29 protein-coding genes are annotated in these 23,055 nt (G+C 63.7%); 11 read left to right on the plus strand and 18 right to left on the minus strand.

The window, feature by feature from the left end:
* The first annotated feature begins 37 nt into the window (after positions 1-37).
* The 5 genes from DK391_RS02440 to DK391_RS02460 all read left to right on the plus strand — a co-directional run bounded on the left by DK391_RS02440 (position 38) and on the right by DK391_RS02460 (position 6,300).
* Complete coding sequence (locus DK391_RS02440) at positions 38-1,678, plus strand: AMP-binding protein (RefSeq protein ID WP_109476616.1); 1,641 nt, start codon at positions 38-40, stop codon at positions 1,676-1,678.
* Between the two features lie 87 nt (positions 1,679-1,765).
* Complete coding sequence (locus tag DK391_RS02445) at positions 1,766-2,989, plus strand: dienelactone hydrolase family protein (RefSeq protein WP_109476400.1); 1,224 nt, start codon at positions 1,766-1,768, stop codon at positions 2,987-2,989.
* Between the two features lie 105 nt (positions 2,990-3,094).
* Positions 3,095-3,766 (plus strand): glutathione S-transferase, encoded by a 672-nt coding sequence (locus DK391_RS02450; RefSeq protein WP_109476401.1) that lies wholly within the window; start codon positions 3,095-3,097, stop codon positions 3,764-3,766.
* Positions 3,767-3,874: 108 nt separating this feature from the next.
* On the plus strand, positions 3,875-5,344 hold the full coding sequence (locus tag DK391_RS02455; protein WP_109476402.1) for a DHA2 family efflux MFS transporter permease subunit: 1,470 nt from the start codon (positions 3,875-3,877) through the stop codon (positions 5,342-5,344).
* Between the two features lie 98 nt (positions 5,345-5,442).
* Positions 5,443-6,300 (plus strand): AraC family transcriptional regulator, encoded by an 858-nt coding sequence (locus DK391_RS02460; RefSeq protein ID WP_109476403.1) that lies wholly within the window; start codon positions 5,443-5,445, stop codon positions 6,298-6,300.
* 1 nt (position 6,301) lies between these two features.
* Here the strand turns inward: DK391_RS02460 and DK391_RS02465 are convergent, their stop codons facing one another.
* The 3 genes from DK391_RS02465 to DK391_RS02475 form a co-directional block, all read right to left on the minus strand.
* Positions 6,302-6,886 carry a flavin reductase family protein gene (locus tag DK391_RS02465; protein WP_109476404.1) on the minus strand — a complete coding sequence of 195 codons (585 nt, stop codon included), beginning with the start codon at positions 6,884-6,886 and terminating at the stop codon, positions 6,302-6,304.
* 173 nt (positions 6,887-7,059) lie between these two features.
* The gene (locus DK391_RS02470; protein WP_109476405.1) at positions 7,060-7,386 is read right to left on the minus strand and encodes a hypothetical protein; all 327 of its coding nucleotides are present in this window, start codon (positions 7,384-7,386) and stop codon (positions 7,060-7,062) included.
* A gap of 246 nt (positions 7,387-7,632) precedes the next feature.
* Complete coding sequence (locus tag DK391_RS02475; protein WP_109476406.1) at positions 7,633-8,853, minus strand: DUF2252 domain-containing protein; 1,221 nt, start codon at positions 8,851-8,853, stop codon at positions 7,633-7,635.
* Positions 8,854-9,055: 202 nt separating this feature from the next.
* Here DK391_RS02475 and DK391_RS02480 point away from each other — a divergent pair, with 202 nt between their 5' ends.
* Positions 9,056-9,775: a GNAT family protein gene (locus DK391_RS02480; RefSeq protein WP_109476407.1), complete on the plus strand. Its 720-nt coding sequence runs from the start codon at positions 9,056-9,058 to the stop codon at positions 9,773-9,775.
* On the opposite strand, the gene DK391_RS02485 is transcribed toward DK391_RS02480, so the two are convergent.
* From DK391_RS02485 to DK391_RS02530, 11 genes are all read right to left on the minus strand, one after another.
* Positions 9,772-10,296 (minus strand): GNAT family N-acetyltransferase, encoded by a 525-nt coding sequence (locus tag DK391_RS02485; protein WP_239482683.1) that lies wholly within the window; start codon positions 10,294-10,296, stop codon positions 9,772-9,774. The genes DK391_RS02480 and DK391_RS02485 overlap by 4 nt on opposite strands.
* Positions 10,297-10,403: 107 nt before the next feature.
* Positions 10,404-10,880 (minus strand): VOC family protein, encoded by a 477-nt coding sequence (locus tag DK391_RS02490; RefSeq protein WP_109476409.1) that lies wholly within the window; start codon positions 10,878-10,880, stop codon positions 10,404-10,406.
* 87 nt (positions 10,881-10,967) lie between these two features.
* The gene (locus tag DK391_RS02495; RefSeq protein ID WP_109476410.1) at positions 10,968-11,456 is read right to left on the minus strand and encodes a VOC family protein; all 489 of its coding nucleotides are present in this window, start codon (positions 11,454-11,456) and stop codon (positions 10,968-10,970) included.
* Between the two features lie 172 nt (positions 11,457-11,628).
* Complete coding sequence (locus tag DK391_RS02500) at positions 11,629-11,850, minus strand: YXWGXW repeat-containing protein (RefSeq protein ID WP_204117275.1); 222 nt, start codon at positions 11,848-11,850, stop codon at positions 11,629-11,631.
* 63 nt (positions 11,851-11,913) lie between these two features.
* Positions 11,914-13,074: a DUF1501 domain-containing protein gene (locus tag DK391_RS02505; protein WP_109476412.1), complete on the minus strand. Its 1,161-nt coding sequence runs from the start codon at positions 13,072-13,074 to the stop codon at positions 11,914-11,916.
* A gap of 2 nt (positions 13,075-13,076) precedes the next feature.
* Positions 13,077-14,597 (minus strand): DUF1800 domain-containing protein, encoded by a 1,521-nt coding sequence (locus tag DK391_RS02510; protein WP_109476413.1) that lies wholly within the window; start codon positions 14,595-14,597, stop codon positions 13,077-13,079.
* Between the two features lie 96 nt (positions 14,598-14,693).
* A complete protein-coding gene (locus tag DK391_RS02515; RefSeq protein WP_109476414.1) occupies positions 14,694-15,224 on the minus strand; it encodes a periplasmic heavy metal sensor in 531 nt (176 codons plus the stop codon).
* Entirely contained in the window at positions 15,221-15,673 is a 453-nt protein-coding gene (locus DK391_RS02520) for a hypothetical protein (RefSeq protein ID WP_109476415.1), read from the minus strand. The genes DK391_RS02515 and DK391_RS02520 overlap by 4 nt, the downstream gene beginning before the upstream one ends.
* Positions 15,670-16,260, minus strand: a complete 591-nt coding sequence (locus DK391_RS02525; protein WP_109476416.1) for an RNA polymerase sigma factor — start codon at positions 16,258-16,260, stop codon at positions 15,670-15,672. Before DK391_RS02525 ends, DK391_RS02520 begins: the two co-directional genes overlap by 4 nt.
* A 169-nt stretch (positions 16,261-16,429) precedes the next feature.
* Positions 16,430-16,534 (minus strand): lipoprotein, encoded by a 105-nt coding sequence (locus tag DK391_RS44075; RefSeq protein ID WP_162600654.1) that lies wholly within the window; start codon positions 16,532-16,534, stop codon positions 16,430-16,432.
* A 25-nt stretch (positions 16,535-16,559) separates the two neighbouring features.
* Complete coding sequence (locus DK391_RS02530; RefSeq protein ID WP_109476417.1) at positions 16,560-16,862, minus strand: YXWGXW repeat-containing protein; 303 nt, start codon at positions 16,860-16,862, stop codon at positions 16,560-16,562.
* Positions 16,863-17,047: 185 nt separating this feature from the next.
* On the opposite strand from DK391_RS02530, the gene DK391_RS02535 reads away from it, so the two are divergent.
* The 3 genes from DK391_RS02535 to DK391_RS02545 all read left to right on the plus strand — a co-directional run bounded on the left by DK391_RS02535 (position 17,048) and on the right by DK391_RS02545 (position 18,737).
* Positions 17,048-17,497 carry a low affinity iron permease family protein gene (locus DK391_RS02535; RefSeq protein WP_109476418.1) on the plus strand — a complete coding sequence of 150 codons (450 nt, stop codon included), beginning with the start codon at positions 17,048-17,050 and terminating at the stop codon, positions 17,495-17,497.
* 3 nt (positions 17,498-17,500) lie between these two features.
* Complete coding sequence (locus DK391_RS02540; protein WP_109476419.1) at positions 17,501-18,304, plus strand: helix-turn-helix transcriptional regulator; 804 nt, start codon at positions 17,501-17,503, stop codon at positions 18,302-18,304.
* 139 nt (positions 18,305-18,443) lie between these two features.
* Positions 18,444-18,737 carry a DUF1330 domain-containing protein gene (locus tag DK391_RS02545; protein WP_109476420.1) on the plus strand — a complete coding sequence of 98 codons (294 nt, stop codon included), beginning with the start codon at positions 18,444-18,446 and terminating at the stop codon, positions 18,735-18,737.
* Between the two features lie 32 nt (positions 18,738-18,769).
* Here DK391_RS02545 and DK391_RS02550 read toward each other — a convergent pair whose 3' ends face one another.
* On the minus strand, positions 18,770-19,504 hold the full coding sequence (locus DK391_RS02550; protein WP_109476421.1) for a DUF429 domain-containing protein: 735 nt from the start codon (positions 19,502-19,504) through the stop codon (positions 18,770-18,772).
* A gap of 175 nt (positions 19,505-19,679) precedes the next feature.
* On the opposite strand from DK391_RS02550, the gene DK391_RS02555 reads away from it, so the two are divergent.
* Positions 19,680-20,636 (plus strand): NADP-dependent oxidoreductase, encoded by a 957-nt coding sequence (locus DK391_RS02555; RefSeq protein ID WP_109476422.1) that lies wholly within the window; start codon positions 19,680-19,682, stop codon positions 20,634-20,636.
* 32 nt (positions 20,637-20,668) lie between these two features.
* A complete protein-coding gene (locus DK391_RS02560) occupies positions 20,669-20,845 on the plus strand; it encodes a DUF1427 family protein (RefSeq protein WP_109476423.1) in 177 nt (58 codons plus the stop codon).
* A 3-nt stretch (positions 20,846-20,848) separates the two neighbouring features.
* Here the strand turns inward: DK391_RS02560 and DK391_RS02565 are convergent, their stop codons facing one another.
* Genes DK391_RS02565 through DK391_RS02575 form a run of 3 tightly spaced genes read right to left on the minus strand, consistent with a single transcriptional unit; the run spans position 20,849 to position 23,013 of the window.
* Positions 20,849-22,141 (minus strand): RNA polymerase sigma factor, encoded by a 1,293-nt coding sequence (locus DK391_RS02565; RefSeq protein ID WP_109476424.1) that lies wholly within the window; start codon positions 22,139-22,141, stop codon positions 20,849-20,851.
* A gap of 7 nt (positions 22,142-22,148) precedes the next feature.
* Positions 22,149-22,568, minus strand: a complete 420-nt coding sequence (locus DK391_RS02570; RefSeq protein WP_109476425.1) for a VOC family protein — start codon at positions 22,566-22,568, stop codon at positions 22,149-22,151.
* A gap of 31 nt (positions 22,569-22,599) precedes the next feature.
* The gene (locus tag DK391_RS02575) at positions 22,600-23,013 is read right to left on the minus strand and encodes a YciI family protein (protein WP_109476426.1); all 414 of its coding nucleotides are present in this window, start codon (positions 23,011-23,013) and stop codon (positions 22,600-22,602) included.
* Between the last annotated feature and the right edge of the window lie 42 nt (positions 23,014-23,055).

The raw sequence follows: 23,055 nt of genomic DNA on the forward strand, positions 1-23,055 counted from the left end.
TTCGCACACCACGCACGTATGGCAGGGGAGTTTCATGATGGAACCGTCAGCTCACGTCGATACTTTTGCGCGCGACCACTTGCCGCCGCAGGAACAATGGCCGGTGTTCCTGCTCGACAATCCGGATGTCGCGTATCCGGCGCGTTTCAACTGCGCGACCGAACTGCTCGATCGTGCGGTGGAAAACGGGCATGGCAATCGCCCTGCTGTGTGGTCCGAAATCGACGGCAAGCCGCATGCGACCACGTATGGCGAACTGCTCGCGATGGTCAATCGCAGCGCGCATGTGCTGATCGACGACATGCGTTTGCAGCCTGGCAATCGCGTGCTGTTGCGCGGACCGAATACGCTGCAGATGGCCGTCGCGTTTCTCGCAGCGTTGAAGGCGGGTCTCGTCGTCGTGCCGACCATGCCTCTGCTGCGTGCGAAAGAACTCAAGCAGATCATCGACAAAGCGCATATCCGCGCAGCACTATGCGATACGCGTCTCACGGAAGAACTCGCGCGCTGCACGACGCGAGGCGACGAGTTCTTTTGCGAAGGCCTGACGAACACGCTGGTCTTTCACGATGAAGATGCAGCCGGTTCGCTCGAAACGCTCGCCGCCTCGAAACCCGCTGATTTCAAGGCCCGCGACACCGCCTCCGACGATGTCTGCCTGATCGCCTTCACCAGCGGCACGACAGGCGCACCCAAGGGCTGCATGCATTTTCATCGCGACGTGCTCGCGATGTGCGACCTGTTTCCGCGTCACATCCTGAAGCCCTCCGCCGACGATATCTTCTGCGGCACGCCGCCGCTTGCTTTCACGTTCGGCCTTGGCGGGCTGCTGTGCTTTCCGTTGCGCGCAGGCGCATCGACCGTGCTGATCGAAAAGCAGACGCCTGAAATGCTGCTGCAAAACGTCGAGCGCTTTCGCGCCACGGTGATGTTTACCGCGCCAACTTTCTATCGGCAGATGGCACCGTTGATTCCGCGTTTCGATATCGCATCACTGAAGAAGACTGTGTCCGCTGGCGAAGCGCTGCCCGATTCGACGCGCGCATTGTGGCGTGACGCGAGCGGCATCGAGATGATCGACGGCATTGGCGGCACGGAGCTGATTCATATTTTCATCTCGTCGGCGGGACATGATGTGCGGCCGCATGCAATCGGCAAGGCCGTGCCTGGCTATATCGTGCAAGCCGTCGACGACGACATGCGCCCCGTTCCCGCCGGCACGCTGGGCAAGCTTGCAGTGCGCGGCCCGACCGGCTGCCGCTATCTCGCCGACGAGCGCCAGCGCAAGTTCGTGCGCGACGGCTGGAATCTGCCCGGCGATTCCGTTTATATCGACGAAGACGGCTATGTGTTCTATCAGGCACGCGCCGACGACATGATCGTTTCGGCTGGCTACAACATCTCGGGCCCGGAAGTGGAAAGCGTGCTGATGCAACACAAGGCCGTCGCCGAATGCGGCGTAATCGGCGTGCCCGACGAAACGCGTGGCCAGATCGTGAAGGCCTTCGTCGTGCTCAATGCAGGCTTTAGCGCCGACGAGAAACTGGTCGCGGAGTTGCAGGAATTCGTGAAGAATACCGTTGCGCCGTACAAGTATCCGCGCGTCGTGGCCTTTATCGACGCGCTGCCTCGCACGGAAACCGGCAAGCTCAAGCGGTTCGCTTTGCGTGCGATGTAGCGCAGCCTGATGCTTCATTCGATAGCGGCAAGCGGTTGAGGCGACGATGCGCGCAGTCCCCGTCTTCCCACAATCGAGGAGCATTCGATGGCCGGTTCCTTTATCGAAGTCGCCGCACACGATGGCGGCCGTTTCAACGCATACGTAGCGCGCCCGGCGCAAGGCTCTGGCCCCGGCCTCGTGCTGCTGCAAGAAATTTTCGGCATCAACGATTACCTGAAGCAGACCGCCGACCGCTATGCCGAAGAAGGCTACGTCGTGCTGGTACCCGATCTGTTCTGGCGCATGCAGCCCAATGTCGTGCTCGGCTACGACGGCGACGACATGAAACGCGCGCTCGATCTCCACGCGAAGTTCGATATCGATCTCGGCGTGCAAGATATCGCCACATCCGTCGACGCCCTGCGTGCGCTACCCGAGCAGCAAGGCAAGGTCGGCACGATCGGTTACTGCCTGGGCGGCAAGCTCGCACTGCTGGCCGCGTCACGCACGAATGTGGATTGCGCGGTGAGCTACTACGGCGTCGGGCTGGAAGCGTATCTCGACGAAGTGAAGAACATTCGTTGCCCGATGGTGTTTCATTTCGCCGAGAACGATGCGTATTGTCCGCCGCCCGTGCGTGAACCGATCATCGCCGCGTTTCGCGCGCATGGGAACATCGAGAGCTATGTGTATCCGGGCTGCGATCACGCGTTCGCCTCGCCGGCACGCCCGCAGTACGACAAGCCCGCTGCAATGATGGCCTACTCGCGCACGCTGTCGCTGCTGCGCAAGGTGCTCGGTCCCGTCTACGACCTCAACACGTTGTGGGAGCAACATTGCTACTTCGAGTTCGCGACACGCGACGTCGAAGCCGTGATGCCGACCATGGTCGCGCAACCCTACGTCAACCACGTGCCGACAATGACAGGCGGCGTAGGTTACGACAACCTCAAGCGCTTCTATACGAATCACTTCGTCAATTCGAATCCACCCGATACGAAGCTGATTCCGATTTCGCGGACCATCGGCTCGGATCGCATCGTCGATGAATTCATCTTCGCTTGCACGCATAGTTGCGAGATCGACTGGCTGCTGCCGGGCGTTGCGCCGACGGGCAAGTACTTCGAGGTGCCGATGCTCGCGGTGGTCTGCTTCCGCGGCGACAAGCTGTACAACGAGCATATCTACTGGGATCAGGCATCCGTGCTCGTGCAGGTGGGCTTGCTCGATCCGAAGGGCTTGCCTGTCGCGGGGATCGAAAGCGCACGGAAACTGCTCGATGAAAAGCTGCCGTCGAATGAACTGATGGGCGGTAAGTGGTCGAAGTAAAGGTTGCGAGCACATCATGATGAATAGAGGCCGCCCTCTCGCGCGGCCTCGTATGATGGTCGCTCCGCCGACGTCCGGCCTTTCCAGGCGATCCGCCGCCAGCTCATGCTCACCGTCCATCACCTGAACAACTCCCGTTCGCAGCGCGTGCTGTGGCTGCTCGAAGAACTCGGCGTGCCGTACGAGATCAAACGTTACGAGCGCGATCCGAAGACGATGCTGGCACCGCCTGAACTGCGCGCCGTTCATCCACTCGGCAAATCGCCTGTCGTCACCGATAATGGTCAGACCCTTGCCGAATCCGGCGCGATCATCGAGTATCTGCTCGAGCGCTACGGCGAAGGCCGCTTCGAGCCTGCTGCGGGCACGCCCGAGCGTCAGAAGTTCAGATACTGGATGCACTACGCGGAAGGCTCGGCCATGCCGCCGTTGTTGCTGAAGCTGGTTGCGATGCGTATCGGCAGTGCGCCGATGCCGTTCTTTGCAAAGCCGATCGCAAAGAAGATCGCGGCCACATTGCAGTCGAGCTTTGTCGATCCGCAGATTGCGCTGCATATGCGTTTTATCGAAGATTCGCTGCGCGAGACGGGTTACTTTGCGGGCAACGATTTCACCGCCGCCGATATCCAGATGAGCTTCCCGCTCGAAGCCGCGACGGCACGCGGCAACCGCGATGCGAAATTTCCGTCTATCGCGCGTTTTCTCGACACGATTCATGCCCGGCCCGCGTATCAGCGCGCACTGGAACGCGGCGGCAAGTACGAATTGTTGAGCTGAAACCTGTCGATTCCCGCTGCCCTCGATCGTCGTATATGAACGGGCGGTGCGCGTCGCGGCCATCGCTCATATTGCAATAGCACACCTGGCCATGGAGGGCACGCGCGCATGACGCATAACATCGAAGGCAACAAACGCTGGCTCGCACTGGTCGTGCTGTGCATGGGCGTGCTGATGATCGTGCTCGACACGACCATCGTCAACGTCGCGCTGCCGTCCATCGCCGCCGATCTGGGCTTTTCGGAAACCGCACTGGTGTGGGTGGTCAACGCCTATATGCTGACCTTCGGCGGCTTCCTGCTGCTCGGTGGACGGCTCGGCGATCTTTACGGGCATCGCAAGCTGTTTCTGGCGGGCATTACGCTGTTCACGCTCGCGTCGCTTGCGTGCGGGATGGCGAACTCGCAGGTCATGCTGGTTTGCGCGCGGGCGATTCAAGGGCTTGGCGGCGCAGTGGTGTCGGCCGTGTCGCTGTCGCTCATCATGAATCTGTTCACCGAAGAAGGCGAACGCGCCAAGGCCATGGGCGTGTACGGCTTCGTGTGCGCGGGTGGTGGCAGCATCGGTGTGCTGCTCGGCGGGCTGCTGACCAATCTGCTTAGCTGGCACTGGATCTTTCTGGTCAATCTGCCTATCGGCATCGCCGTGTATGCGGCGTGCCTTGCCTTGCTGCCGGCAGGCCGCGGGCATGCGCATGGCGAACGGCTCGATGTCGCGGGCGCGGCAACTGTCACCGCTTCGCTGATGCTGGCCGTCTATGCCATCGTCAACGGTAACGAGGCGGGGTGGCTGTCCGCGCAAACGGTCGGCCTGATCGTGATCGCGCTGGCATTGCTCGGCGCGTTTCTCATCATCGAAGCGCGCGTCGAGCATCCGTTGATGCCGCTCAAGCTCTTCACGCTGCGCAATGTCGCAACGGCCAATGTGGTCGGCGTGTTGTGGGCGGCCGCCATGTTCGCGTGGTTCTTCATCTCGGCGCTGTATCTGCAACGCGTGCTCGGTTACGCGCCGCTGCAGGTCGGCCTTGCGTTCCTGCCCGCCAACCTGATTATGGGGTTCTTCTCGCTCGGTCTGTCGGCGCGCATGGTGATGCGCTTCGGCATCCGCAAGCCGCTGGCCGTTGGCCTGTTTCTCGCTGCGCTCGGCTTGCTGCTGTTCGCGCGTGCGCCTGTCGATGGACACTTCGTGGTCGACGTGCTGCCCGGCATGGTGCTGCTCGGCATCGGCGCGGGTGTCGCGTTCAATCCGCTGCTGCTCGCGGCAATGAGCGACGTCGATCCATCCGATTCGGGCCTCGCATCGGGCATCGTCAACACGGCGTTCATGATGGGCGGCGCCTTGGGCCTCGCCGTGCTGGCCAGTCTCGCGGCAGCGCGTTCAGCGAGCGGCGGCGCGCAACTGGCCGACACGCCCGCAGCGCTCGCGAGCGGTTATCACATTGCGTTTCTGTTCGGCGCGATCTTTGCAGCGATGGCAGCGTCGATTGGCGGCGCGTGGCTGCGGCCCGGCGCGCAGACGGTTGCCCAACAGGCCGGCGACGACAAAGCGCTGAAGCAGCAAATGGAGCAATCGCCATGAGGCGGACTACGGATATGCCGTAAGCAGAACCGCAAGCGCGATCAAATGAGCCGACGTCTCGCTCGATATGCTGGGTTCATGCCTTTACGAGAGTCCGCATGAACCCGCCAGGAAACCCTGCCGGCAAGGCGCTGTGGTTTATCGAAAGCTTTTTCCACGGCGAATTGTCACTCGACGATATCGCGGCTTGCGGTTGCGTGTCGCGCTTTCATCTGTCGCGCGCATTTGAAGCCGCGACCGGTTACGCGGTGATGCGCTACGTCCGCGCGCGCCGTCTGACGGAAGCGGCGCGGCGTCTTGCTGGCGGCGCGCCGGATATTCTCGCCGTCGCAGTCGATGCAGGTTACGGCTCTCACGAGGCATTCACGCGCGCGTTTCGCGACCAGTTTGGGCTCACGCCCGAAGCGTTGCGCGCGCAAGGTCATCTCGACAACATTGCACTCGTGGAGCCGATCAAAATGGATCAATCTCTTCTCGCCCATCTCGAAGCGCCGCGTTTCGTCGACGGCAAGCCATTGCTCGTCGCGGGACTCAGCGAGCGGTATCACTGTGAAAGCAGTTCGGGCATTCCCGCGCAATGGCAGCGCTTCAACGCGATCTTCGGCAAGGTGCCGGGGCAGGTCGGCAACATCGCTTACGGTGTCAGCTATAACGCCGACGACTCGGGCAACTTCGATTATCTGTGCGGCGTCGAAGTGGCCGATTTCTCGGCCTTGCCGGAAGAACTGAGTCGCGTGCGTATCGGTGCGCAGCGCTATGCAGTGTTCACGCATCGCGAGCACATATCGACGATCCGCCGCACGTGGAACACGATCTGGAACAAGTGGCTGCCCGAATCGGGTCACGCACCCGCCGATGCGCCCAACTTCGAGCGCTACAGCGAGCAGTTCAACCCGGTGACGGGCATGGGCGGACTCGAGATCTGGCTGCCGCTGCGCAGCCAGGCAATCGCGTAAATCAGCCCTTGCCGTCGAGCGGCGCGGCTTCGACTTCGAAGGTATCGCCCGTTTCGAAGAAGGTGCCGCCCGCTACATAGTGGCAGGTGCGCATGTCGTGGTCGTCGCCGAAATGCCAGCGGTTCTCCGAATAGACCCGGCTGTCCGCATAGCACGCGACCACTTCGGCGAGGATCAGGTCGTGCCGCTGGGCGTCGTCGGGGATCACCTTGCATTCGAACCACGCGACACAGCCTTCGAGCATCGGCACGTCGATTTTTTCGGCGGGAAAAGTCTTGAGTTCGAGCGCGGCGAATTTATCGATTTCGACGCCCGCGTTCGATCCGACCGCGAGCGTGTGCCGCGCAAAGCCGCGCGTGGGCAGTTGCAGGCCGAACACGCCGCTCGCCTCGACAAGCTGGCGCGTTAACGTCTTCGCGTCGATCACGACGACGACTTTAGGCGGCATGAAGTCAAGCGGCATCGCCCACGAGGCCGCCATGACGTTCGTGCGCCCTTCGTACGCGCTGGTGATCAGCGTGACGGGACCATGGTTCAGAAGGCGCGTCGCGCGCGCCAGATCGACGGGTTGCCGGAATGCTTGCATGAGAGACCTTCGCGATTTCGATCGATGCATTCTAGCGAAGGTCGGCAAAACGCGACGACTGCGCGCCGCCTGGTCGGGCAAGCGCTCGGATCTACGTTTGGACAGATATGCCGCAGTGCAAAAAAAAAACGGCGGCGCCAGTGCGCCGCCCGCAGATTCGCATCAATTCGCAGTCAGTGCGTGGTCGGCGGCTTGCCGTGTGCAGCGTCGAGCGGTTTGTGCGCTTCGCCGTTCGCGCCCGGGAAGAACGCGTTCCATGCGGCACGCACGCCCTCGGCTGCCGTGGCTTCGGCGTCGATGGTTTCCGGTTCGTCCACACGGGCAGGATCTTCGCTCAGTCCGCGCCAGTGGGTGAACACGAGAAGCGGCTTTTCGGTCCATCCGCCTTCGATGAATTTGGCGAATGCCGTATCTCCGCTCACGAGCTGGACCTCATACCACCCGTCTCTCACGGGCGCATAGTCGTCCAGCGGGAACCATGCGGTCGCTTCGATTTCCATAGTGCCGTCTCCTGTCGTGGAAGTGACTCATAAGAAGGCATTGTTCATGCCTCACGGGCGGCGCGCCCGTTCACGGCGTCGGGACATGGCGTGGTTCGGGAATTGCAGAGCGAATGCAGCCGGAAAACGACGCACTTTTGACCACGACGCCATCGTCAGATTTACACATCTGGGCCATCGCCGTAAAGCCCGCCAACATATTCGGATCTTTCGAACGTGTGGTGTCGTACGTTCGAGCCCGAAAACTCACGTCTTGTCGTCCACTTTGAAGGCGCCGCGATCGAACGCTTCGCAGTAAGCCTTCCAGTCGCTGACGACCTGCGCTTCGCATTGCGTCGCGAGTTCGATGAGCGGCAATTGCCACTCGCTGTCTTCGCCGAAAGCGATCAGATCGTCGGCGATAGCGGAGGTTTGCCTTCCGCTGCTGCGAAAATGCGCCCACGCGACCAGTTCGGCCATGTTGCGCACCACGGACTCGAGCCGGGGCAGCTTGCCGTCCCAGTTCTCGAGCGCGACGCGGTCTTCCGACGGCTGCAGCCCGCGCAGCACGAAGGGCTGCTGGTCGAACTCGACGGCATGCAGAAAAGCCTGCGACACAACCTGGTTGCGCCGCTGGATCGCCACGACACGCTCGGCCTCGCTGCCCCATTTCGGCTGCGGCGTGCCGACATTCGGCGCGGTCGCGGACGGCAGCGCCAGCTTCATGTCGAGCAAATAATTGCCGTCCGGCGAACCTTTGCCTTCCACCAGAACCACATACCGCTCGACGCCCAGGCTACCCGTGCCCGCGATGCGGCGCGCGACATCGAGAATCTCGAAGAACTGGGGATTCGGCTCGCTCTTCGCGAATGCAGTCATGAATGCGACGACCTTGTCGCGCGCCGTATCGGTGACGGCCAAAGCCTTCTTGCCGTCGATGCGCAGAGTGCGCTTTTTCCCCTTCAGCTCGGTACGGCGGTTCAGATAATCGACGCGCTTGCGCTGATGCAATGCCGCGAACAGTTCGCCGACCATGCCCTCGGCTGTTTCCTCCTCGATCCAGCGCGCCTTGCCGAAACGCAGCGCGGTAGCGTAGGCGTCGACGGCTGTGTGGCACAGCGCGAGCGCTTCGGCGCGACTCAGCTTGAGATCGTCGGCGGCCACCAGCACGCTCGACAGCAGACGGATCATCTCGTAGAGGCAAGGCGCGAGACAGGCTTCGTCGAAGTCGTTGATATCGAAGTAGATGAGCCGGTTATCGCCCTTGTAGCTGCCGAAATTCTCCAGGTGCATGTCGCCGCAGATCCACGCACGCGGCGAGCCGTCCAGCACCTTGCTTCTGGATAGAGACAGGCGCTTGTAGAACAGGTGGCAGGTTCCGCGCAGGAACACGAACGGCGACGTGCGCATGCGCGCGTACTTCATCGCGAGGCGTTCGGGATCCCGGCCCGCATTGAAGCGGGCGATTTCATCAGCGACGTCGAGCATGCGGCCCTCTCATGAATTGGGGAATGGTCAGGATCATTCTGTATCGACAGGCTTTCACTTCCAAGCGTTCGCAATGGATGCGCCTGTCGGCTCCGTGTTGGCTCCATCGATTCGCGCCCGCCTGGTTCTTACGGGCGCGTGGCGATTGCCGTATCGTGACTGCCTGACATACTTCAAACAGCACATGCGACGGGAGAGTAACGTGGTGCAACGAGTCAACGAATTCGGTCAGGCAATCGGCGAACCCATGCCGGAGTGGCATCCCGCGAAGCCGCCAGGCGACCAGCCGATGACAGGCCGCTACTGCCGGCTGGAGCGCGTCAACGTCGAACGTCATGCGGACGATCTGTACGAGGCCTACAGCGCGGCGCCCGATGGCCGCGACTGGACGTACCTTTCCGTCGGCCCGTTCGATTCGCGCGACGCTTACCGTGACTTCCTTTCCGCTTGCGCGGCTTCCCCCGACCCGTTGCATCACACCGTCATCGACCTCGCGACGGGCAAGGCCATCGGCACGTTGTCCCTGATGCGTATCGACAAGGCGAACGGTGTGATCGAAGTGGGCTTCGTCGTGTTCTCGCAGCGCCTGCAAAAGACGCGCATGGCGACGGAAAGCATCTTTCTGCTGATGCAGCGCGCGTTCGACGAACTCGGCTATCGACGCTTCGAATGGAAGTGCGATTCGCTAAATGCGCCATCGCGCGCCGCGGCGGCCCGCTTCGGTTTCACGTTCGAAGGCATATTCCGCCAGGCCGTGACCTACAAAGGCCGCAATCGCGATACGGCGTGGTTTTCGATCATCGATAGCGAGTGGCCGGCGCTGCGCGCCGGTTTTGCGGCGTGGCTCGATGAAGGGAATTTCGATGCGCAGGGCAAGCAGCGGAAGACGCTGCGGACGTGTATTGGGGCGCAGAGAGGTTAACCCACGCGCCGAAACACCCCCGTCGCGTGCCCTTTGTACGTCGCCTGCCGCTCCTCGACGTAGCCGCATTTCGCCGCGACCCGGCGCGACGCGACGTTCTCCGGCGCGATGATGCACACCGTGTCGCCGCCCGGCCATTTCGCGTCGGCCCATGCCAACGCGCCGCGCAGGGCTTCCGTCGCGTAACCGATGCCATGCATCGACGGCATCAGCGCCCAGCCGACCTCCGGCGCCCCAAGCGGCGGATCGATTTCACGCTGGAAATCCGCGAAACCGATCTCGCCGACAAAGCGCCCGCTGCCCTTCTCGCGGATGACCCAATAGCCGTACCCGAGCAGCGCCCAGTGCCCGGCGTAACGCAGCAGCCGCGCCCACACGTCTTCGCGGCTGAACGGCTTGCCGCCGATAAACCGCGTGACGGTTTCATCGGACCACATCGCGTAGCTTTCCTCGAAGTCTTCGAGGACATGAGGACGCAAGATCAACCGATCGGTTTCAAACCCGGCAGCTAAAGAATTCATTGCGCATATCCGGCGGGAGCCGGCAAGGAAGAAAGCGCAGATGATCGCAGATGCATGCGCCGAAGCAAAAGGCATTCACGCCCCGACGCACGCTGCGTTCGACACAATCACTCGCCGTTGAACGCCGCTTCGAGCGCTTTCACATCGAGCTTCACCATCTGCATCATGGCCTGCATCGCGCGCTGGGTCTTGGCCTGATCCTTGTCGGTGAGGAATTTCATCATCGCGGTCGGCACGATCTGCCACGACAGGCCGTAGCGATCCGTCAGCCAGCCGCATTGCACGGGCTTGCCGCCGCCTTCGAGCAGTGCGTCCCAGTACCTGTCGACTTCCTCCTGCGATTCGCACTTCACGAACATCGACATTGCCGGCGTGAACGGATACTGCGGGCCGCCATTCAACGCGACATATTCACGGCCTTCCAGATGGAAAGTGACGGTGAGCACCTGTCCTGCCTTGCCCGGCACGGCATCGCCGTAGTGTGTGATGTCGCCGATGCCCGAATTGCTGAAAATGCCCGTGTAAAACCGGACGGCTTCCTCCGCATTGCCGTCGAACCACAGGCATGTCGAAATCTTGTCCATTACCTCTCCTTGGATTTTCTGCGAGCGCGGCAGCGGGCAACGCAGCGCACGCAATGCCTGCTGCGCCGCCGCGTGCCGCCGACAGCCTTATTGACGGCTTTGCGCCGCCATCTGCTCCATGGCTGACCGTATTTCGTCGGGTGTCACGTCGCGCGTGTGCGTCGCGACGGACCAGCGGTGGCCGAACGGATCTTCGACCTGACCATAGCGGTCGCCCCAGAACATGTCGGTGGCAGGCATGATGACCTTCGCGCCCGCTGCAGCCGCTTGCGCAATGGTGGCGTCAGCATCGTTGACGTAGAGATGCAGCACGACAGGCGTGCCCTTCAGCGCCTTCGGCCCGTACGACGCGCCGCCGCCGCAATCGGGCATTTCATCGACGAGCATCAGCGTCGAATCGCCGATTTTCAGCGACGCGTGCATGATCTTGCCGCCGGGACCGGGCAGGCGTACCTGCTCGACTGCGTTGAACGCTTTCTTGTAGAAATCGATTGCTTCGGCCGCGCCCGCGACGATGATGTGCGGTGTCAACGTGTGCATCCCTTCGGGGATGGGCTTGACGGCTGGCGTGGACATAATGGTGTCTCCTGAGGTGAGGAAGTCCATGAGTGACGAAGTTTCGCCCGATCAGCGAGTCTTCATCACTATGACGACTAAGCCACACCCAGATCGACACGCGCAACCGATTATTTTTTCGAGACAGGTCGAAGCTGCCCCGGCGGCGGAATTGTGCCTCGAAACTTAAGCGTCAGACCGGCCGCCAGTGGCCGCGCACCCATTGCCAGTGATTGCCTTCCCAGCGATAGTGACCCTTCACCCACACATATCCCGGCGCGGGCGGCGGCCCGATGACCTCGGCGACGGGCGCCGGCTGCGCCGGCCGCGCGGGTTCGACATAGCAGGCAGATAAGGTCGATGCACACAGCGCGCCAACCAGCAATGCGCGCAACGTCGTGGCCTTAGGATTCAGTGTTGTCATATCGATTCTCCCTGTTCGATCGATTGTTAAATTGGTTGGCCGATCCACCTGCGGTTAAGCGCGGATCAGCCCTGTCATCGGCGGCGCGTTGCCCGCCTGCGCGAACAGCGTGCGCGAAGTGCGATGCGGATCCAGCCCAAGGCTTTCGCTGGCGACGCCCGTGATCAGCGCGTCGAGCGAAGCCGTCGGTTTCAGGTCGCGCGCCTGATAGAGATCGCCTTGCCGCAAGCCCGGCCAGTCGGCGACCACGCGCCCGCCCGCCACCGCGCCGCCGATCACCATCGCGACCGACGCCGTGCCGTGGTCCGTGCCGCCCGTGCCGTTCGCAGCCGCCGTGCGGCCGAACTCGGTGGCGACCAGCACCGTGGTCTTGCTCCATTCCGCCCCGAGCCCGTCGCGCAAGGCGGCGACCATCGTGTCGAGCGCCTTCAGTTGCGCGGCCATGCGCGGCATCTGCGCGCTGTGCGTGTCCCAGCCGCCCGTTTCGATCATCGCGATGCGCGGCCCGTCGTCGCGCGACAGAAACCCCGCCGCCAACTTGCCGAGACTGGCGGGATCCTGGCGCGCGCCCGCGTCGCCGGACAGGCCGCGCGCCGTCATCGCGGATTCCCACAACGGACGCAGCTGCGCATCCTGCTCGTAGAGTTGCGACACGCGCGTGAGCAGATCATCGGGCGCTTGCGGCAAACCGGAAGGTGCATACGACGCGACGTTCGCCGTGCCGCGCAATGCCATCGGCACGGTCGGTGCGAATGCAATTGCATTCTCATGCGTAGCAGGCGATGCATTCGGCATCATGCCGACCAGCCGGTTGAGCCAGCCGTCCTTCACCTGATACGCGGCCGTTCCGCCCGTTTCCAGCACGTTCTGGCCATCGAAATGCGAGCGGTCCCGATACGGCGATGCGACCGCGTGCACGAACAGCGCCTCGCGCTTCGCGTACATCTGCCCGATCTGCACCAGCGACGGATGCAGCGCGAACGTGCCGTCGAGCTTCGTCGCCGCCGAGGTATCGACGGTCAGCGGGCCGCGCAGCGTCGCGTAAGCGGGATCGGCGTACGGCACGACGGTATTCAGCCCGTCGGCGGCGCCGCGCTGGATCACGAACACGAAGCGGCGGTCGGTGGCGGCGCGCGCGAACACCATCTGCGGCGCGACGAGCATCGCGCCCGCGCCGGCTGCGGCGACACGCATGAAACTGCGACGAGTGAGCATGATCATCTCCGTTGAAAATCGGGCGACACGAGCAGCAGCGCAAGCGCCGTCGATGCGCTTTCCGCCCGCGATACGGCCTGCTGCGTCGGCTCGCTCAGCGAACCCGCCGTGAGCGTCTGCCCGAGCGAGCGCGCATCGAGCCGGTCGCCAACGCGCGCCGCGAATCGCTGCGCAATCTCGACACGCCGCACGAGCGCATCGGGCGCGGCCCAGCTCGCAGCGATATCGTCGTAACCCGCTGGCGAACCGGGCCGCCACACCTGCTGGCCGAGTTGCGTGAGCACGGGTGCCATCTGCACGGCGTTGCCCGCGTTGTTGTTCAGATCGCGCAGACCCAGGCCGCGCAGCGACGAAATGGTCCACTCCCACGGCGACTTGAACTTGACGGCGACGGGCGACCACGCGGCGTCGCTGGCAATCAGCTCGCGATACACCGTCGGCAGATCGCCGCGGCTGCGCATGAACGCCGTCGCCAGCCGGTCGACCACATCGGGCGGCGGATTGTCGGCAACGAAGTGGCGCGCGAGCTTGGTAGCGATATGCGTCGCGGTGGCGGGCGCGCTCGACAGATCGTGCAGCACGGCGAGCGTCTGCCCTTCGCCCGGCTGGTCGTAACGGCGGCCCATGATGGTCCGCGTGCCGGGTTCGTGCACTTGCGGACGGAACACGAACGCGCCCGGTGGCGCATTGTTCGGCTGCGGGCCTTGCGCAGCCGCGATGCTCCAGCCGGTCATCGCGCGCGCGAACTCGGTGACGTCGTCCTGCGTGTAGCCGCTGCGCACGCCGAGCGTGTGCAGTTCCATGATCTCGCGCGCGAGGTTCTCGTTGAGGCCCGGCTTGCGCTCCGGATTGCGCTGCGCGGCACGCATCGCGGCGACGCTGTCGGGTCCGACCGAGCGCGTCTGATCGAGAAAAAGCTGCATCGCGGGATGACGCTCGACGGCGACGAGCATGTCTTCGAAACGTCCGAGCACATGCGGGCGAATGGCTTCCGCTTCGAACGCGCCGGCGAAGGGCGCAACCTGGCCTTTATCGATCGATACCGCGAAGTGATTCGCCCAGAAATGCACGAGACGTTCGACGAACGGCGCAGGCGTGGTCAGCGCACTTGTGACGCGCGCATTCACAGCCGCGCGGTACATGTCGCGCGATTCCACCCGCACGGCCTTGTTCGCGGCCTGGCGCGCGGTTTTGCGGGTATCGCCGGGAGTGGCGGCGTTGGTGGCGCTGGCGGCTGCGTTCGGCCCACTGCCAGGATTTGCGCCGCTCGCGGTGCCATTCGTCATCGCGTTAGCCATTGCCTGCTGACGTTCGTCGGCGAGTTCGGCGGCAATGGCCAGCGTTGTCGGCTGGCTAGCCCACGCAGCGGGCATCGGCTGATACGCGTCGAACTGCGCGAGCAGCCAGTTCTTCGGATTCGCGGGCGGCGCCTCGTCGGCGCGTGCGCCGAGGCCGAACCGGTTCAACGCGATCGCAGCCGCGCTCAACGGCGGCGCCGTCATTCCAGCGGGTGAATTGGCCATGGTCGCTCCTTCCTGTGTCGCCTGTCGTGCGTCGTTCGATACCGGTTAAACGCAACGTGCGGCGTTTTTCCGTCGCTGTTTTTTTGATTCGATGGATCAATCGCTCGCGGCCTGATCGCCGGGCGTCTTCTGCGCCCGCTGCTGTTGTTGCTGTTGCTGAGCCTGCGCGATCCGCCATTGCCCACGTTCATGCAAGCCTTCCGCGAACTTCACGCGCTCCTCGGGCGTCAGCGTTGCCGCAAAATCGGCAACACCCTGCTCCACGCGCGAACGCAACGCGATATCAGCCTCGCGCGTGCGATTGAGCGCCGTGTCGAGCGCCGGGCGATCCAGTTGCGGCGCCGCCAGCAGACGCAGCACTTCGCGCCGGTCCTCTCGTCCATCGCGCGCGTACTCGCGTGCTTCGCGGCGCGCTTGCTTCAGCGCATCGACGAACTGCTTTTGCCGCTCCACCGACAGGTCCTCCGCCGCAAAGCGCAACGCACGCGGCTGAGGCTGCGCCGCGGCGGCCTTCGTGCTGCCATGCGCAACAAACCACTGATACGCGCCGCCCGCCACGCCACCGATCAAAAACACGTTGAGCACCAGCGAGCCAATCAACAGAAACTTCCAGGCGCGTCCGCTCATTCGCCACTCCAGTCTGCGGCTGTGCCGCCAAATCCAGTTGTCAGATACGAAGATTCCGGTCCCGGCGACGGATTGCCCGTCACCAGGAAAAACGACACGGCGAACGCGCCCGCCAGGCCGCCGATCAAGCCGACGCCCGCGAACGCCGCGCCCGACCACCACAAGCCTGCGCGGCGCGAGCGGCGACCCGGCCATGTCAGCGAGAACCAGCGGGATTGACGGCGCTTCGGCGCAGACGCAACGACGCGCTCCGTCAGCCCGCTATCCGGCGCGGCGACGGCATCGGTTGAAAGCCATGCGTCGAGTTGCGCGGCCTGCGCGAGCAGCGTGTCGGCCTCGATGCGGTTGTGAGCGGCCCATGCGCTCGCCGCCGCGCGTTCCGCTTCAGGCCAGTGGCGCGCCTCGGCACCGTATGCATCGACGATTGCGCGAAATCTCTCTGGTGTCATCGTCTGGTCCTCGTTCCGGCAAGATCGTCGCCCGCGAGTTGCGTGCGCAAGGTGCGGCGCGCGCGGGACAGCAGGCTTTCGAGCGCTTCGACGGTAATGCCCATCAGCGCGGCGGCCTCGATATTCGACAGTTCCTGGTAGTAATTGAGCACGAGCGCTTCGCGCTGACGCGCGGGCAACGCAGCAAGCGCGGTGCGCACACGTGCATCGCGCGATTGCGCTTCGAGTTGCGCGTCGGGCGCGGCGGCGGGATCGACGGCGTCAGGCAGTTCGTCGACGGGTTCCTCTCGATGCGCGCGCAAACGGTCGTAGCATAGATTCAACGCCACACGATGCAACCACGTATCGAAGCGCGCCTCGCCCTCACGCCAGCGCGGCGCCTGGTTCCAGATGCGCATGAACGCTTCCTGCGCGACGTCTTCGGCTTCCATACGGTCTCCCAGCAGACGCGTGGCGAGAGCAAGCAGGCGCGGCAACTTGCGCGCGACGAGCGAACGCACGGCGGCCGGCTCCTGCCTGCCGACCCCCGCCACCAGTTCCGCGTCTGGATCGCGTTCGCTCAACGCGCGCCACTCCGTCCGGGCCATCGCCTGTGCCACGCATGCCACGCGCCACGCATCGCATGTATCGCGACAAGATGGTCTGTCGTCACTTGCTGTCGCTCCCTGTTGTTATGTGTCGCGGTGATGTCCCACCCGCTGCACGACAAACGCCGCCAACCACACGATGCATGCCACGCACGCCGCTATCGCCCGCTCAATATACGACGACGGCTGGCCGGTAATAGTAAGGCCGCCCCGGCACGACGACACAGCCCGCAAGCGTCGCGGCGAGCAACGCGATCAAAAGCAGTTTCTTCATCGCTTTCAGTCTCCCTTCGCCGCGCTCAGCGCGCCCAGTGCGCGGGCACCCAGCGCCAGTTCGGACCGTGCGCGACCCAGTGTCCCGGCACCCAGCGATAACCCGGATTCATCGCCTGCCAGTGCCCGCCAACCCAGACATAGCGGCCGCCCGCCCAGCGCCAGTGGCCGGGATCCCACGCGTAGCCGGCGCGCGGCGGCGGCATGACTTCGGCGCGTGGCGGCGGCGGCGCCATCGGCGCGACGATCACCGCCTGCGCAAACGCCGCCGACGCACTCAGCGCGACCACGCCTGCTGCAAGGATGCGGACCAGTTTTTGCATGTTCATTGCGTTCTCCCTTGAGGCGATGCCCGGCCCAAAAACAGCCGGTTTGAGAGTTAAACGCGCGAGCCACGAAAATCCGTCGCAGATTTTTTGCGGGCCGGGAGCACGGTGGCCGGGAGCACGGTGGCGCGGGCATGGGGGAATGGGTATCGTCAGAGAGGGACGACTTCACACGACAGGAGCGCCGCGTGACAAACAGCAACTGGTTCTCGAAATTCTCGACGGGCCTTTCCACCATGGCCGGCAAGCCGGCGACGTTCGTCATCGCGGTGGTGCTCGTGATCGTGTGGGCCGTCAGCGGGCCGATGTTCCACTTCAGCGACACCTGGCAACTCGTGATCAACACGTCGACCACGATCGTCACCTTTCTGATGGTCTTCCTGATCCAGAACACGCAGAACCGCGACACGGCCGCGATGCAGATCAAGCTCGACGAGTTGATCCGCGCACTGGACGGCGCGCACAATGCGCTGCTCGATCTGGAGGAACTGAATGAAAAGGATCTTGGGCGTTTCCGGCGGCGCTACGAGCAGCTCGCCGAAGAAGCGCGCAGCGCGTTGCAGTCGGGCGGCACCGACACCGATTCGCCGTTCATCGACGAAAGCAATGACGCAAGCGATCACGACAACAAGCGCTGAACCATGACGCAAGCTACGCCACCCGCCCTGCAGGACGCAGACAAGGGCCATTCGCTCGCGCGCCACTATCCGCGCGGTCTGCGCATCGATCCGCATTCGCATACGTGGGCGCAGGTGCTGTACGCGGTATCGGGCGTGATGTGGGTCGAGGCCGGACGCGAAGCGCTCGTGGTGCCGCCGCAGCGCGCCGTATGGCTGCCCGCCGGCACCGAGCACTCGATCCACATGATGAGCGACGTCGAGATGCGCAACCTGTATTTCCACGAGCGCAGCATCAGCCATCTGAGCGCGCGCAGCGACGTGTTCGAGATCAATGGTCTGCTGCGCGAGCTGATCGCGTCGATTGCGGAACATGAGGCCGCGCAGACGCGCGACGAGGACTATCTCGGCACCGCATACCGGCTCACGATGCTCGAACTCGAACACGCGCCGCGCTCGTCGTTGCGCATCCCGCTGCCCGACGCGTCGGACCGGCGGCTCGATGCGCTGTGCCGCGCGGTAATCGGCGATCCGTCGAATGCGATCAGTTTCGAGCAGCACGCCGCGTCGGTGGGCGCGAGCGTGCGCACGCTCGCGCGGCTCTTCACCCGCGAGCTGGGCATCGGCTTTGCGGAATGGCGCAGGCAGGTGCAACTGGCCGTCGCCGTGTCGGGTCTCGCGGAAGGGCGCGCGGTCAGCAGCATCGCACGCGAGCTCGGTTATCTGCCGAGCAGCTTCAGCGACATGTTCCGTCGCGAACTCGGCTCGCCGCCGACTGATTTCGATCCTCACGCGACGCTGGCGATGCCGGCTGCGCCGTTACGTTAAAGTCCTGAGTCCGCTGCCTCGCCTGGCTTCGGCGAGCGCGCTGGCGGCGCTTGAGCGAGAATCGTGGACGTTGACGGCGCGGGAGGCTGGATCGGGCCGGCGTCGTCATAGCCAAACCTTCAACCTGAGGAAACGTGAAATGAGCAAGGGATACTGGGTTACTCACTACCGCAAGACGAACGATCCGGCGGCACTGGCCGCGTATGCGCAACTGGCCTTACCGGCTGTCACGGCGGCTGGCGGCAAGTTTCTCGTGCGCGGACTTGCCGAAGAAGTGCGCGAGCAAGGACTGAAGGACCGCACTGTCGTGATCGAATTTCCGTCCTATGAAGAGGCGCTCGCAGCCTACGACAGCGACGCGTACAAGAAGGCATTGGCCGCGCTGGGCAATGCCGTCGAGCGTGACTTGCGTATCGTGCGCGGCGCGGAGTGATTTTTTTAGCCTTTGGTGATCGTCAGGTTCGGTTAGTAGCGGATCACCATCGGCAGATTGGCGCTGTCGCGTGGCTCGTTTTCGGGCAGCGTCTCTGCGCTGCCCGCTGCGATGCGGCGTGCGCTCCATAGCACGGCGAACGCGTCGAGTATGTCGTCTTTCTTGACGTGCTTCGCGATGCGTTCGTCGAGTGCGGTTTGCAAGGCCGCGCCAAAGAAAGGGACGAGCAAGGCTTGTCGCTTTGCGTGGCCTGCTTCTGATGTTTTACCTTCCTTTAGACCAGCCGCTTCACCGCCCTGTTCGATCCGAAGCTGCATGAAGGCAAGCTCCGGATGGACTTCGAAAACGCGCGCTGCGTCCGTTGCGCTCTCGCGCAACGCCTGATCGACTTCGGCGATCTTCCTGAGAATGTTGTAGGCCTGTTGCGAGATTGCTTTGCCTGTTATGTCGCGGTTATGCGCGCAGGCTTCTGCGTAATCCTTGCTTCCTAACGTCTGACGCACTGGCGTCTGAAATACCGATGCGCTGCGCGGCCACTTGAGCTTCTTCCTCGCTTCGGAATCGGCAGCGCGATCACCAGTCGATGAGAGACCGATCGGCATATCGACGGCGATGATGGCAGGTGCGGGTGCCCACGCGAGCACGTCGTCGAAGGACTCGCAAATGCGTGTTTCGATTGCGCCTGTTTTCGCGTGTTGTTTCACTGCGTACCAACCGCCTTTGCAGCCGTCTACGCCTAGCAGGTCGGTTGCCTTCTGCCGCTTCATGTATTTCCCCGTATTAATCTCGTCGTGTCGAACCGGCCCGCCCCTGTCCGGTATTCGAAAGCACTTGTCCGCACAGCGCCACACCGGTCAATTAGACTGCCTTCATACGCTGATTCACCCCTCGTGAAACAGCCCGCGAACCCCACCGAATCCTTCAGATTCCGCAGGAGCAGCAATGAAAGCGATCCAGTTCACCGCCTTTGGCGGCCCCGAAGTCCTTAACCTCATCGATTTGCCGACACCCACCGCCGACGCCGACAGCGCGATCGTGCAGGTGAAAGCCGCCTCGGTGAATCCGAGCGACGTGAAAAACCTCTCGGGCCACTTCAGCCACACGACGCTGCCACGCACGCCGGGCCGCGATTTCAGCGGCGGCGTGGTCGACGGTCCCGCCGAATGGAGCGGCGCGGAAGTCTGGGGCACGGGCGGCGACATCGGCTTCACGCGCGAAGGCACGCACGCGCAATTCATCAAGGTTCCCGTCGGCGCACTCTCGCGCAAGCCGCGCGCCCTCACACACGACCAGGCGTCGGCGATCGGCGTGAACTTCGTGGTCGCGTGGCTCGGCGTGATCGATTATGCACAGCTTGTCGCGGGCGAAACCGTGGCCGTGATCGGCGCGAGTGGCGGCGTTGGCGGTGCCGTGGTGCAAATCGCGAAGTCGCGCGGCTGCCGCGTGATCGCCGTCGACCGGCGCGAGCCGGATGCAGACTCGCCCGCAGGCCGTCTGATCGATCACTACGTGCCGTTCGACGAACACGCCGCTGAACGCGTGAAAGAACTCGGCGGCGCGGATGTCGTGTACGACGCTGTCGGCGGCGTCGCGTTCGAAACCGCGCTGAAGCTCGCCAAATGGCGTGGCCGCGTGGTCGAGATCAGCGCGACGGGCAAGCGTCGCGTCGATTTCGATCTGATCGATTTCTATCACAACGAGACACAACTGTTCGGCGCAGATAGCGCAAAGCTAGGCGTCGCCGATTCGGCGCGGCTGATGACGGAACTGGCCAGCGTGTTCGACAGCGGCGCGCTGCAGCCGCCGTCGATCGCACAAGCCTTCCCGCTCGAACAGGCACGCGACGCCTATGCGGCCGTCGCAGGCGGCACGCGCGGGCGCGTCGTCATCACCATGTGACGCCTGCCGTCCAATCGAATCCGGAGACTCGTATGAAGCCGTATCTCGTGTCGCTGGCGGCGGGTGTCGTCGTCGGCTTGCTGTACAACATCGTCGATGTGAAATCGCCTGCGCCGCCTATCGTCGCGCTGCTGGGTCTGCTCGGCATGGTGGCGGGCGAACATGCGATTCCGTTCGTGCGCTCGCTGCTCATGCATGTAACGAGCTGAAGCCTATTGCATGCGTCCCGGCGCGCCGCCCATTTCGCGCGCGCGTTCGAGCAGCAGTTCGCGTTCGCGCCCGTTGCGCGTCATCGATGCAGCCCGTTCGAACTCGGTGCGCGCTTCGTCACGGCGGCCGAGTTTGGCGAGCAGATCGGCGCGCACGCTCGGCAGCCAGTGATAGTTTTTGAGTGACGGCTCGTCGGCAAGCGCATCGACGAGTTCTAGCGCGGCCATCGGCCCGTACGCCATGCCGACGGCCACCGCGCGATTCAGATCGACAACCGGCGACGGCGCAACTTCGGCAAGCGCATCGTAGAGCGCGACGATCTGCGCCCAGTCCGTCTGCGCCGCCGTGCGGGCACGCGCGTGGCACGCGGCGAGCGCGGCCTGCAGCGTGTATGGGCCGCGTGTGCCGTCCAGCGCTTCCGAGCGCTCGAGCGCGGCCAGCCCGCGGCGGATCAGCAGCCAGTCCCAGCGGCTGCGGTCCTGGTCGAGCAGCAGCACGGGGCGCCCCTGCGCATCGACACGTGCATGCATGCGCGACGCCTGAATCTCCATTAACGCCATCAGGCCGTGCACTTCGCTTTCGTCGGGCATCAGACCGGCCAGCACGCGGCCAAGACGCAGCGCTTCCTCGCATAGCGCCGGGCGGGTCCAGTCGTCGCCTGCTGTCGCCGAATAGCCTTCGTTGAAGATCAGATAGATCACTTCCAGCACCGACGCGAGCCGCACTTCGCGGTCTTTCGCTTGCGGCACTTCGAACGGCACTTTCGCCGCCGTCAGCGTCTTCTTGGCCCGCACGATGCGCTGCGCGATGGTCGGCTCGGGCGCGAGAAAAGCCCGCGCGATTTCATCCGTGGTCAGGCCGCCGAGCAGGCGCAACGTGAGCGCGACCCGCGCATCTTTCGAGAGCACGGGATGACACGCGGTGAAAACCAGCCGCAGCAGATCGTCGCCGATATCGTCGGCGCGCGCGGCATCGAGCGAGTCGACGAAATCAGGCACGATGTGCGCCTCGCGCGCGTCCATGTCGGCGCCGAGTTCCTCGTGCTTGCGCGCGTGCAGCGCATCCTGACGCCAGCGGTCGAGCGCGCGGTTCTTTGCGGTCGCCATCAGCCAGGCTCCCGGATTGTCGGGCACGCCGGCGTGCGGCCAGGTTTCGAGCGCGGCCACCAGCGCGTCCTGCGCGAGCTCTTCAGCCACGCCGACATCGCGCACGATCCGCGCGACGTGAGCGATGACTTTTGCGGATTCGATCCGCCAGACTGCCTCGATGGCACGATGGGTCGCAGCCGTCGTCACGGCGGCCTCAGGACGCGTCAGCCGCTGGCATCACGGCGTTCGGGTCCATGTACACGAGTTCCCAGATATGCCCGTCGATATCCTCGAAGCTGCGCTCGTACATGAAGCCGTGATCTTGCGGCGGACGCGGCACGGCGCCGCCCGCTGCCAGCGCCTTGCCGACGAGATCGTCCACTTGCGCGCGGCTGTCGCATGACAGACAGATCAGCGCTTCTGTGCTTTCCTTCGGATTGCACAGCGTTTTTTTCGTGAAAGTCTGGAAGAAGTCTTTGGCGAGCAGCATCGCGTAGATGTTTTCGCCGATCACCATGCACGCGGCCTGCTCGTTGGTGAACTTCCTGTCGAACGTGAAGCCGAGTTGCGAGAAGAATGCTTTCGATTTTTCCACGCTGTTCACGGCGAGGTTCACATAGATTTGCTTGTGCATGATCGATCCTTGATGAGTCGCAGTGGCAATGTCAGCGGTTTGCGCCTTCGCTGTTGCGAAAGCGTTCGATCGACTGGGCTGGCTCGAAGTCGTCGAGATCGAACATCTGGCGCACTTCGATTTCTCCGTCCGCGTATTCGCCGGACGGCGCGGGAAAACGCCGCGCCCATTCCATCGCTTCTTCGGGCGAACGCACCTGAATCATGGTGTAGCCGCAGATCAGCGCGGCCGTATCCGCAAACGGCCCTGACGTGACCGTGCGCCTGCCGTCGCCATAACGCACGCGCCAACCCTTCGCGCTCGGCTGCAAGCCGGATGCATCGAGCAGTACGCCCGCCTGCTGCAGCGCGTCGTGGTACGCCGCCATCGATGCAATCAGCGACTGGTCCGGCATCTTGCCCGCTTCGCTGTCGGCCGTGGCCTTCACCAGAATCATGAATCGCATCGCCGTCTCTCCTCGTGAATAAGGAAGCCCCGTGGCGGCTTC

The sequence above is a fragment of the Paraburkholderia sp. C35 genome (genome assembly GCF_003121405.1).
In the GTDB taxonomy this organism is placed as follows: domain Bacteria; phylum Pseudomonadota; class Gammaproteobacteria; order Burkholderiales; family Burkholderiaceae; genus Paraburkholderia.